General features: G+C 56.9%; 12 protein-coding genes. 7 read left to right on the forward strand and 5 right to left on the reverse strand.

What is annotated here, in order from left to right:
- Positions 1-200: 200 nt before the first annotated feature.
- Entirely contained in the window at positions 201-614 is a 414-nt protein-coding gene (locus tag SLH47_RS21940) for a hypothetical protein (RefSeq protein ID WP_320242677.1), read from the reverse strand.
- 364 nt (positions 615-978) lie between these two features.
- Here SLH47_RS21940 and pnp point away from each other — a divergent pair, with 364 nt between their 5' ends.
- From pnp to SLH47_RS21955, 3 genes are all read left to right on the forward strand, one after another.
- Entirely contained in the window at positions 979-3,114 is a 2,136-nt protein-coding gene (gene pnp, locus SLH47_RS21945; protein ID WP_320242679.1) for a polyribonucleotide nucleotidyltransferase, read from the forward strand.
- A 129-nt stretch (positions 3,115-3,243) separates the two neighbouring features.
- Positions 3,244-3,909, forward strand: a complete 666-nt coding sequence (locus SLH47_RS21950; protein ID WP_320242681.1) for a hypothetical protein — start codon at positions 3,244-3,246, stop codon at positions 3,907-3,909.
- A gap of 294 nt (positions 3,910-4,203) precedes the next feature.
- The gene (locus tag SLH47_RS21955) at positions 4,204-4,797 is read left to right on the forward strand and encodes a hypothetical protein (RefSeq protein WP_320242683.1); all 594 of its coding nucleotides are present in this window, start codon (positions 4,204-4,206) and stop codon (positions 4,795-4,797) included.
- 57 nt (positions 4,798-4,854) lie between these two features.
- On the opposite strand, the gene SLH47_RS21960 is transcribed toward SLH47_RS21955, so the two are convergent.
- Positions 4,855-5,508, reverse strand: coding sequence for a peroxiredoxin (locus SLH47_RS21960; protein WP_320242685.1), 654 nt, complete (start codon positions 5,506-5,508; stop codon positions 4,855-4,857).
- A gap of 126 nt (positions 5,509-5,634) precedes the next feature.
- Here SLH47_RS21960 and SLH47_RS21965 point away from each other — a divergent pair, with 126 nt between their 5' ends.
- The 3 genes from SLH47_RS21965 to SLH47_RS21975 all read left to right on the forward strand — a co-directional run bounded on the left by SLH47_RS21965 (position 5,635) and on the right by SLH47_RS21975 (position 8,702).
- Positions 5,635-7,074 (forward strand): aldehyde dehydrogenase family protein, encoded by a 1,440-nt coding sequence (locus tag SLH47_RS21965; RefSeq protein WP_320242687.1) that lies wholly within the window; start codon positions 5,635-5,637, stop codon positions 7,072-7,074.
- A gap of 99 nt (positions 7,075-7,173) precedes the next feature.
- Entirely contained in the window at positions 7,174-8,100 is a 927-nt protein-coding gene (locus SLH47_RS21970) for a VOC family protein (RefSeq protein WP_320242688.1), read from the forward strand.
- 5 nt (positions 8,101-8,105) lie between these two features.
- Positions 8,106-8,702 carry an alpha/beta hydrolase gene (locus tag SLH47_RS21975; RefSeq protein WP_320242690.1) on the forward strand — a complete coding sequence of 199 codons (597 nt, stop codon included), beginning with the start codon at positions 8,106-8,108 and terminating at the stop codon, positions 8,700-8,702.
- Here SLH47_RS21975 and SLH47_RS21980 read toward each other — a convergent pair.
- From SLH47_RS21980 to SLH47_RS21990, 3 genes are all read right to left on the reverse strand, one after another.
- On the reverse strand, positions 8,699-9,346 hold the full coding sequence (locus SLH47_RS21980; protein ID WP_320242692.1) for an RluA family pseudouridine synthase: 648 nt from the start codon (positions 9,344-9,346) through the stop codon (positions 8,699-8,701). The genes SLH47_RS21975 and SLH47_RS21980 overlap by 4 nt on opposite strands.
- On the reverse strand, positions 9,343-9,996 hold the full coding sequence (locus SLH47_RS21985) for a YggS family pyridoxal phosphate-dependent enzyme (protein WP_320242694.1): 654 nt from the start codon (positions 9,994-9,996) through the stop codon (positions 9,343-9,345). Before SLH47_RS21985 ends, SLH47_RS21980 begins: the two co-directional genes overlap by 4 nt.
- Before the next feature lie 98 nt (positions 9,997-10,094).
- On the reverse strand, positions 10,095-10,997 hold the full coding sequence (locus tag SLH47_RS21990; RefSeq protein WP_320242696.1) for a porin: 903 nt from the start codon (positions 10,995-10,997) through the stop codon (positions 10,095-10,097).
- 243 nt (positions 10,998-11,240) lie between these two features.
- Here SLH47_RS21990 and SLH47_RS21995 point away from each other — a divergent pair, with 243 nt between their 5' ends.
- Positions 11,241-11,639, forward strand: coding sequence for a DUF3576 domain-containing protein (locus SLH47_RS21995; protein WP_320242698.1), 399 nt, complete (start codon positions 11,241-11,243; stop codon positions 11,637-11,639).
- The last annotated feature ends 48 nt before the right edge of the window (positions 11,640-11,687 follow it).

Consider the following 11,687-nt stretch of genomic DNA (forward strand, 5'->3'; position numbering starts at 1 on the left):
AAAACTCCCTCTCTGCGCATCTTTGAGAATTGCGCACACCGCTGCATTCTGAAATTTGGCTCATTGCTTCCCTTAGCTGCGCCGGGCGCTAAAGTCCGCGGGCGGCCCGAAGCCGGCATTGTGTTCTGCACGAAGTTGGCCGCTACGCGGACTCTGTTGCGGTTAGCCAATTGGCTAACGGCCTCGCGGGATTTCCGTTTTCAGGGCAGTTCCCAAGCCTCTGGTATATCGGGAAAGTGTCCCCAGTGACTCCAATTGCCCTTGCTTTGTGAACTAGGTCGGGACGCAAGACCCCATTCTGGTGGATCAGGAAAACCAAAATATAAATTTTGTATAAGTATCAGGTCTTCTCTCCCCAGTGACGCAACATAAGCGACGTCATGCGATTGAAACCAAGCCTTTTTCTCGCCAAATATGCCTTCTTCTGGAAAACTCTCCCAGTGCAGAGGCTTCCATCGAATGGAATATTCTGCTCGTTCCAAGAAACCACGTTTTTGCTTCTCGGCAGCCTTCAGTTCCATCCGCCACGGGGCAGGCTCCCAATCAGGAAGTACCTCTGTTGGGTATCTTCTTGCAAAAAGCCGTTTCAATACCATACGGAGTTCTATCGACATCAATAGTCGTATTTCAAGCGTCACTATGGCCTCAAACCAGCCTTTAACCCATTCTCAACAAACGACCGCCGTGCGCTCCATTAACGAGCAAAATCGGCATCGATGTACGTACAGGTTCTGTACGGCTTCTGTACGGCAGAAAACACCTTATTTGCTTTTGTTAGTGCGTCATTCTGCACCTCATCCCAGGCGACACGTTCGGGGCGTTGCGTCCTTCCCCTTCCCAAACCCCCCAAACTGCGTTATGGCGCGCAAATCTTGAGAGACCGGCGCCCGCATCCCAGCGCCTGACAAAGAAGATACCGGGATGAGGGGGAATACGCCCCCTACGCAAATGGGCCCAAGGCCCTGTTAGGAAAACATGATGTTCAACGAAGTGAAAAAATCGATGCAGTGGGGGCAGGAGACGCTCACACTGGAAACGGGCAAGGTTGCCCGCCAGGCCGACGGCACCGTCATCGCCACTGTGGGCGAGACATCCGTGATGGCCAACGTGACCTTTGCGAAGGCACAAAAACCGGGTCAGGACTTCTTTCCCCTGACCGTCCACTACCAGGAAAAATACTATGCCGCCGGGAAAGTCCCAGGCGGCTTTTTCAAGCGCGAGGCGCGTCCGACCGAGAAAGAGACGCTGACCGCCCGTTTGATCGACCGCCCGATCCGTCCGCTGTTTGTTCCGGGCTTCAAAAACGAAGTGCTGGTGATGTGCACGGTGCTGTCGCATGATCTGGTCAACGATCCCGACATCGTCGCGATGATCGCCGCCTCTGCGGCGCTGACAATCTCTGGTGCGCCGTTCATGGGTCCGATTGCCGCCGCGCGTGTTGGTTTTGTGGATGGGGACTATGTCCTCAACCCTGAAATCGACGACATGCACAATCTGCGCATGAACCCAGAACAGCGTCTCGATCTTGTTGTCGCGGGCACCAAAGACGCCGTGATGATGGTTGAATCCGAGGCCTATGAATTGTCTGAGGATGAAATGCTGGGTGCGGTGACCTTCGCGCATGAGCAGATCCAGCCTGTGATTGATCTGATCATCGATCTGGCGGAGGAAGCCGCAAAAGAGCCGTTTGAGTTCACGCCCCCCGACTACGCGGACCTCTACGACTCAGTCAAAGCGGCTGGTGAAGACAAGATGCGCGCTGCCTATGCGATCACCGACAAGCAAGAGCGCACGACCGCCGTGTCGGACGCCAAGGCAGAGATCGTCGCCGCACTGACCGAAGAGCAACAGGAAGACGAAAATCTTGGCCCGGCGATGAAAAAGCTGGAATCCAACGTGCTGCGCGGCGATGTCGTCAAGAACAGCCGCCGGATTGACGGTCGTGCGCTGGATGAGATCCGCCCCATCGTGTCCGAGACTGGCGTGTTGCCCCGAACCCACGGGTCGGCCCTATTCACACGCGGCGAAACCCAAGGTTTGGTGGTCACCACGCTCGGCACTGGTGACGATGAGCAGATGATCGATGCGCTCACCGGCGTCTACAAATCCAACTTCATGCTGCACTACAATTTCCCGCCCTATTCGGTCGGTGAAGTGGGCCGCGTCGGTTCGCCCGGTCGGCGCGAGATTGGTCACGGTAAGCTCGCTTGGCGCGCTTTGCAGGCCGTTCTGCCCGCACCGACTGACTTCCCGTACACCGTGCGGGTCGTCTCTGAGATTACTGAGTCCAACGGTTCATCCTCAATGGCGTCCGTCTGTGGCGGGTCGCTGTCGATGATGGATGCTGGTGTGCCTCTGAAGGCACCCGTTGCTGGTGTCGCCATGGGTCTCGTGATGGAAGAAGATGGCTCTTACGCCGTTCTGTCCGACATTCTGGGTGACGAGGATCACTTGGGCGATATGGACTTCAAGGTTGCCGGAACTGAAAACGGCATCACCTCACTGCAGATGGACATCAAGATCGCCGGCATCACACCTGAGATCATGAAAAAGGCACTCGAGCAGGCGAAAGCCGGGCGGATGCATATCCTGGGTGAGATGAACAAGGCGATTTCCGGTGCGCAGGAGTTCAGCGTCCATGCGCCGAAAATCGAAACGATGACTATCCCCGTCGATAAGATTCGCGAAGTGATCGGCTCGGGCGGAAAGGTCATTCGCGAGATTGTGGAAACATCCGGCGCCAAGGTCGACATCAACGATGATGGCGTGATCAAGCTGGCCTCAAACGATGCCGAGGCGATCAAGAAGGCCTACGACATGATCGATTCGATCGTGGCCGAGCCGGAAGAGGGCGTGATCTATAAAGGGACCGTGGTGAAACTGGTCGACTTTGGTGCGTTCGTGAACTTCTTCGGCAAGCGCGACGGTCTGGTGCATGTCAGCCAGATCGAGAATCGCCGTTTGAATCACCCATCCGATGTTCTGAAAGAAGGTCAGGAAGTTTGGGTCAAACTGCTGGGCTTCGATGATCGTGGCAAGGTGCGTCTGGCCATGAAGATGGTCGATCAGAACACTGGCGAAGAGATCAAAAAGGAAGAAGCTGCAGAGGGTTAAGCCCAAAACAGTTCACCTATGGGAAGGCCCGGCTCGTTGTAGCTGGGCCTTTGTCGTTCTTGCGCGTGGTTAAGACCTTCGAAAGGAACAGTGCGTATCTTCAATACTCGATTTCAGTTGGAGATTCCCATGATGCGTCCTGTCTTCACAGCAGCATTTGTCTTGATGGCGTCCAATGCATCAGCGCAGGAGCAGCCGGTCACAACCAATTCCGTCCTCAATGCCTCGCCCATGGAAGAGGTGGTTGTTGGGTTTGGTGCATCGACTTTGGGCGCGAATATCGAAACGGCCTATCGGATCAATCCAAACTATCGGGTGCGCGGCATCCTGATGGGGGGCATTGATGCGGATTTTGAAGAAACCGACGAAGATGGCGATTTCAGTGGCAACGTGACATTGGGTGGCGTTGCTATCATGGGCGACTTTTATCCGCTGCAATCAGGTTGGCGCGTTTCTGGGGGATTGCTTTTCTCCAACACCGAACTCTCCGGAACCGGTACTGCCGACGTTGAAGGAGTAGCGACCAGTGTGGATGCGGACGTTGCGGCACAGTTTTCGGGTGACATCACCCCGATGCTGACAACGGGCTATGACCTTGGCTTGGGCGGCGGATGGTCGTTGAATACCGAGGCTGGCGTCATCTTTACCGGCGGTATCGACGTTACTTTCACTGCCGAAGACCCCGCGCTACAGGCGGAATTGGACAACGATCCCGAACTGCAGGAGATCGTCGAAGATGCGAGCGAAATTCCGGTCTATCCTTATGCGAGTGTCACGGTATCATTTCGGTTCTGAGCCATCCGGCAACTTGTCAATCACCCGCGTACAAGGGTGATACTAAAGTCGCCCAACAGTGTTCGTCTCGTTGATTATTAAACATATCAATCCGACCACAGCCCAATCCTTCTCGCGGCGTCTCCGGCATATGGCGGCAAAAGCAGCACCAATGCCGCCAATTCGTGTGACGCATAGGCAAAGTTGATACATTCAGCGAATAACTTCACCGGTAACGTTGGTTCAAGCGCCAACGGATACTACTAACGAGTAGCGTAGTCTTTCCTGCGCGGATGTCCGAGAAAGGAACGGTTTATGATTCTGAGAGCCCTCATTGCAACCACAGCCCTGGCGACGTTCGCCACCACCGCGTTTTCCCAAGATGCTGGCGACATTGCCGTCGGCCTGGGCACGACGAACTTTGGCCTGTCTTTGGAAGGCGAATACACGATCAATCCACAGGTCCGGGTGCGTGGCTTGATCATGGGTGGGTTGACCATTGAGGACGAGTTTGAGGTCGAAGATGCCACCGTCGACGGTGAGGCAGAGTTTGGTGGCTTTGCGCTGATCGGCGATTACTACCCGCTTGGCAATGCATGGCGGATTTCTGGTGGCTTGTTCGTTTCAAACACCGAAATCACGGGTCTGGTTGAGGATGAAGGGCTCGAATACGAGGGCACTGTGGAGTTCGCAAACTCCGTCGCTCCAATGGTGGCGACCGGGTTCAGCACATCCTTCGCGCCCGGTTGGGCTGTCTCCGGTGATCTCGGGGTCATTATCTCGTCGCTGGAGGTATCATCCGACGACGTCAATCCGCTCGTGCAGGCCGATGTCGATGAATTGAACGACGATCTGGAAGACATCCCCGTTTATCCATTCGCCGGCGTGACGGTCAGCTACGTATTCTGATCAAGTAAGACGAAATTGGGCCCCGGAGAAATCCGGAGCCGTTTTAGAAGCTGTCACCTAGTCCTTAAGCTGCGTTGTCCGCAGATAGGGCAGAACAGTCGTGAAGTCGCCAAACTTCTCCTTCGCATCGGCATCGCTGACCGTTGCGGGGATGATGACATCGTCGCCCACGTTCCAGTTGGCCGGCGTAGCCACACCTTTGCCAGTTGATGTTTGCAGCCCGTCAAGGGCGCGCAAGACCTCGGCAAAGTTCCGGCCCACGGTCATCGGATAGGTCATCGACAGTTTCAACTGCTTGTCGGGCCCGATGATAAAGACAGACCGCACCGTGGCACTGTCAGCCGGGGTGCGCCCATCGGGCAGATAGGCCTCAGCGGGGAGCATGTCGAAAGCTTTCGACACTTCCAGTTTGTCGTCGGCAATAATCGGGAAACCGGCGGGCACTCCACCCACCTTTTCAATATCGCCCTTCCACTTCTTGTGGTCTTCTACGCCGTCGACGCTGACGCCAATCACCTTGGTGCCGCGCTTTTCCCATTCGGCGGCCAATTGGGCGACAGCGCCAAATTCTGTCGTGCAAACGGGCGTAAAGTCCTTGGGATGCGAAAACAGGATTGCCCAGCTATCGCCGATCCATTCGTGCAAGGAAAAGGTGCCCTGATCGGTTTCAACCGTCAAATCGGGGATCGTATCATTGATGCGCAGACTCATCTGTCATGCTCCTTGGTTACCGTGCAGCGCCGAGTATAATTCCCTCGCGTGGCAAGTGCCATGCTTGGCTTGCCATCGCACGGGACCAGTGCCAAAGATTGCGTCGGATCAACGGGGAGCGAAGCGATGATCGAGAACCGCAATTTCTATATCAACGGGCGGTGGGTGCCACCTGTTCAGGCGCGTGACTATCAGGTGATTGACCCTTCGACAGAAGAGCCATGCGCTATCATTTCCCTTGGCGATCAGGCAGATACCAATGCCGCTGTCGTTGCGGCAAGTGCCGCTTTCCCAGCATGGGCCGCCACACCACCGGCGAAGCGCGCCGAATATGTAAAGGCGATCCTCAAGCAATACGAGGCCCGTGTTGAGGAGATGGCGGAAGCCATCAGTCTCGAAATGGGTGCCCCCATCGACATGGCCCGCAGCAGCCAGGCGCCTTGCCTGCCATGGCATTTGGAAGGGTTCCTTGAGGCATTTGACGAAGTGGAGTGGATTCGCGAACTTGGCCCGCATGCCCCCAATGACCGCATCGCGATGGAGCCGATCGGTGTGGTTGGCCTGATCACCCCATGGAACTGGCCGATGAATCAGGTGACGCTCAAGGTCATTCCGGCCCTGCTCGCAGGCTGCACGATGGTGCTGAAGCCTTCGGAGGAGGCGCCGCTGTCCTCGCTTCTCTTTGCAGAATTCGTGCATGATGCCGGTGTCCCAGCTGGCGTGTTCAACCTCGTCAACGGTGACGGTGTTGGCGTCGGTAGCCAGCTTTCGCGGCACGAGGATGTGGCGATGATCAGTTTCACCGGATCAACGCGCGCGGGCAAGGCGATCTCTGCCGCCGCCGCAGAGACGCTCAAACGCGTGACGCTCGAATTGGGCGGTAAGGGTGCGAATGTCATCTTTGCCGACGCGGATGAGAAGGCGGTCAAGCGCGGTGTCCTTCACTGCATGAACAACTCCGGCCAGTCCTGCAACGCGCCAACCCGGATGCTGGTCGAACGTCCGATCTATGACCAAGCGGTTGAAACAGCAGCAGAAGTGGCAAGCAATATGGGCGTCGGACCGGCCTCCGAACCGGGCCGCCATATCGGCCCAGTCGTAAACCGGTCGCAGTGGGAAAAGATCCAAGACATGATCCAGGTTGGCATCGATGAAGGTGCCCGTCTTGTCGCAGGCGGTCCGGGTCTGCCTGAAGGTGTGAACCGCGGCTTTTTCGTGCGTCCGACAGTGTTCGCCGACGTCAACAACGACATGCGCATCGCTCGTGAAGAGATCTTTGGCCCGGTCCTGTCGATCATCCCGTTCGAAACTGAGGATGAGGCAGTCGAAATCGCCAACGATACGCCCTACGGCCTGACAAACTACGTCCAAAGTCAGGACGGCGCAAAACGCAACCGCATGGCGCGCGTCTTGCGCTCCGGCATGGTCGAGATGAACGGCCAGCCCCGTGCCCAGGGCTCACCCTTCGGCGGGGTCAAGATGTCGGGCCGCGCGCGCGAAGGCGGCGTCTGGGGCATCGAGGAATTCCTTGAGGCCAAGGCCATCTCGGGCTGGGCAGCTGAGTAATCTCATGTGCGCGCACGCACTAAATCCGTGCGCGCGCGTTACTTAAGTGCGCTGAAGAAAATGATATCTCTCCCTCAAATGATGATGAGGAGAGATACAATGCTCAATCAAGTAAAAGGACTGCACCACGTCACCTCGCTCGCCAGCAGCGCGCGCGAAAACAACGCCTTCTTCACAAACGTGCTTGGCCTGCGCAGGGTCAAGAAAACCGTGAACTTCGACGCACCTGACGTCTATCACCTCTATTATGGTGATGCCGCGGGTACGCCGGGAACCGTGATGACCTATTTCCCGTTCCCCAATGCCGCACCCGGTCGTCCCGGAGTGGGCGAGGTCGGGCGCACATCGTTCAGCATTCCTACAGGGTCGTCGCAGGCCTGGCTGGATCGCTTCAAGACCTTTGAGATCAAAGGTGTGTCAACCGATGAACGGTTTGGCCAGAAGCGGGTGCTGTTCGAAGGCCCCGATGGCGATCTGTTCGCGCTCGTTGAAAGCGATGATGACCGCGCGCCATGGACAGGAAATGGTGTGAGCGAGGCGATGGCCATCCGCGGTTTTCATTCCGCCGACATGCGGCTGCGCGACACGACTGCAAGTGCCGAATTGCTCCGCTTCATGGGTTATGAGCATCTTGACACACAAGGGGATGTCAGCCGCTACATCGTGCCCAATGGCGGTACGGCCAACATAATCGATCTTGAAGCTTTGCCAGACGCCCCTTACGCCGCGCAAGGTGCCGGATCGGTGCATCACATCGCCTTTGCGGTTGAGAATCGCGCGCGCCAGCTTGAAGTGCGCGAGGCGCTGCTCGACACCGGATATCAGGTGACACCTGTGATCGACCGGGACTACTTCTATGCGATCTACTTCCGTACGCCAGGCGGCGTGCTGTTTGAGGTCGCAACGAATGAACCAGGATTTGACCGCGATGAAGATACTGCCCATCTGGGCGAAGCGCTGAAGCTGCCTAGCCAGCACGAGCATCTGCGCGCCCGGCTGGAAGGTCTGCTAGAGCCGCTGAGCTAAATGCCATGGCTTATCATGCAAAACGCACCAAGGGGACGGCGGGCCAACCGCTGTTCCTGACCTTCCATGGCACAGGCGGGACCGAGGATCAGTTTCACGGATTTGCCCAGCAGCTTCGGCCAAGTGCTCATATCACGTCGCCGCGCGGTGACGTTTCAGAACATGGCGCGCTGCGGTTCTTCAAGCGTACGGGGGAGGGTGTGTATGACATGGCCGACCTTGCGGTGCGGACCGAAGCGATGGCCGCGTTTATCGCGGCTGAGCAAGCAGCAGTTGGTGCGTCGCGCACGATGGCTTTGGGCTATTCCAACGGTGCTAACATTCTCGCAGCGGTCGCGTTGGAGCATCCCGATCTGGTCGATGACATGGTCCTGTTGCATCCGCTGATTCCATGGAAGCCAACGCGACAGCCTGGTCTGGCAGGGCGACGCATTCTGATCACCGCGGGTGAGCGTGATCCGATCTGTCCTGCCCCGATGACAACTGCCTTTGCCGAGTATCTGCAAGGGCAAGGCGCCGAAGTAACGCTACATTGGCATCCCGGTGGCCACGAGATTGCGCAATCAGAGATCGATGCGGTGGCTGGTTTTGTCGGGTCTTAGAAAGGGCATTTCGCAGTGATACGCATGCCTTGACCACCATCGGGATGGCGAAACTGTAGCGTTTCAGAATGCAGCATCAGGCGAGGGTGGTCGCGTGCCACTCCCGTCGCATAAAATGGATCGCCCAGGATAGGATGTCGGATCGCCTGCATATGCACCCGCAACTGATGCGACCGGCCCGTGCGGGGCATCAGCCGCACTCGCGTCTCGGCCTCCGATGAGCGGACAACCCGCCAATCTGTCACTGCGTCCTTGCCGTTCTCATGGTCGACCATCTGCTTTGGCCGGTTCGGCCAGTCCACGATCAGCGGCAGATCTACGGTGCCGGTCTTTGGCGAAAGCATCCCCCAGACACGCGCAACATAGGTCTTCTTGGTCTGCCGCTTCTCAAACTGCAAACCCAAGTGACGCTGGGCGTGCGGGGTCAAGGCAAAGATCATCACGCCGGACGTGTCCCGATCCAACCTGTGCACCAAAAGCGCCGTGGGAAAAACATCCTGTACGCGCGCCAAAAGGCAGTCGGATAGATCCTTGCCTTTACCTGGCACCGACAAAAGCCCGCTTGGTTTATCGACCAGCAGCACCTCATGATCGTCATGAAGGATGGCAAGCGGATCTTGGGGCGGATTGTAGGCGTCGCTCACCCGTAATCCCGTTCGCCGAAAATGGCAGAGCCAACGCGAATATGCGTCGCACCAAGCGCGATTGCACGTTCAAAGTCGCCACTCATGCCCATGGACAGCCCCTGCAGCCCATTACGCGCCGCGATCTTGGCCAAGAGCGCGAAATGTAGCGACGGTTCCTCATCCACAGGCGGAATGCACATCAGACCGACAAGAGGCAGATCAAGTTCACGGACTTCGGCGATGAACTCATCCGCTTCGGTGGGCAATATCCCTGATTTCTGCGGTTCTTCACCCGTATTCACCTGAACGAAGAGGTCGGGGCAACTGCCCAGCTCCTGTGCCAACCGCGCAATGGTTGTGGCCAGTTTCAGCCGGTCGACCGTATGAATGGCTTGCGCCAGGTGCATGGCCTGACGCGCCTTGTTGGTTTGCAAGGGACCGATCAGATGCAGTTCGATATTCTCGTAGGTCTCGCGGAACATGGGCCACTTTGCGGCGGCTTCCTGCACCTTGTTCTCACCAAAAATGCGATGTCCCTCATCCAGCACAGACGCGACACGTTCGTTCGGCTGCACCTTGGAAACAGCGATGAGAGACAAGTCATCCATCGACCGACCAGCTTGATCAGCGGCTTTGGCCATGCGGGCTGTGACTTCGGACAGGGACATGTGTACCTCCTCTTTGCCGATCACTTGCAACACGGACGCACAAAAGAAAAGAGCGGACGAAACCGCCCGCTCTTTCAACTCGAATTCACGTAAGTGAATTAGAAGTCCATTGTGATGCCGAAGTCAGCCACGGCGTAGCTGTCGCCAGGGGTGTCTTCGTCGGATTGGCCAACACCACCTGCGAGCGCAACACCGCCGCCAAGGTCGTATTCAAAGCCAACACCGAAATCGACTTCATCGTCTTCGAGGTCAGTCGCACCAACGGTACCGATTACGGAAACATCGCCGAACGGATATACAACTGATGCACCGAAGCCAGCAACGCCCTCATCACCGTCACCGGGATCAACGAAATCTTGGTTCTGGTGGTAGAACAGTGCAATGTCAGCACCGCCTGCGGTCACTTCTGCACCGAGAGCGAAAACTTCATCTTCATTCAGTTCATAGTAAGCCGCACCAACGGAGAACGCACCTGCATCGTAGCTTGCGCCGACTGCATAATCGTCATCGGCTTCAGTGTCGTTCTCAGCAAGGTTGCCGGATGCAGCAAGCGTTACGGCACCGAGTTCGGCTTTGATTTGAACGTTTGCCGTACCGTCGTCCCAGAAAGTGGTCGCTTGGTCATCAATGCCGATCCCGTCGAAGCCAGGATCTTCCAGACCACCAATAACAACACCGTCTGCGCTGCCAACAGCACCAACGGTAACTGTTACGCCACCGGCAGAAATGAAGACTTCTGGATCATCAATGAAGTCCGACTGATTGCCTGTGTCCAGGTCGAAATCAAGCGATGCGCCAACTTCGATGCCACCATCAGTAGTGGTCGAACCAGCAATACCAAAGTCGAGCTCATAAAACAGCTCAGTGCTTTCAGAGTTGACTGCTTCATCAGCGTCCGAAAACTTCAGACCAGCGTTTGCGCTACCCGACACAGTGACTTCAGCAGCAGCGTAGCTTGATGCGAAAACCAGTGCGGTTGTAGCAAGGAGAACCTTTTTCATGGTTTAATTCCCTCGTGTTTATATTTGACTCAACCCGAGCCATCCCGAATTGATTGACAGTGGTTTCTGCCCGTTGATCGTCGATTGCAAGGCGCAGAGGTGCTGAGGGGGTATGGCAAACGGATTCTGGTGCAGCTTTGCCACAGTGGTTCGGGGTCCGGCATCGGGCTTCTGTCAGGGGAAACCGCTTGTGGACCAAAAGCCCAGTTGATAGGTAAACCCAACGCTTTATCCATCAGGGCCATGACAGTGACGAAACGAGTGCGATCCCTTGTTGCAGCGATCCTCATCGGGTCTTTGGCGGCCTGCGGTGGTGGACCGCCACCCACCCCATCTGGGGCGGAAAATGTTGCCGTGAATCGCTATCTTTGGGCTGCGTCCCTCGATGTGCTTAGCTTTCTGCCCGTGCAATCCGCAGATCCTTTCACAGGTGTGATCACAACCGGATTTGGCACCCCGCCGGGCGGCGGTCGCGCCTATCGCGCGACGATCCAGGTGAGCGATCCGGCGATGGATGCGCGGTCACTGAACCTGGCATTGCAAACTCGCAATGGCCCTGTGGCCGTTGAGACGCAGCGCGCTGTGGAAGATGCGATTCTATCGCGTGCGCGTCAGCTTCGCATTGCCGACGGCGCCCTATAGCCTTACGCAACCTGCCCGATTAAGAATAGCGCCGGGCCCCTAGCCCGG

This window comes from Cognatiyoonia sp. IB215182, from assembly GCF_033963905.1.
Lineage (GTDB): Bacteria > Pseudomonadota > Alphaproteobacteria > Rhodobacterales > Rhodobacteraceae > Yoonia.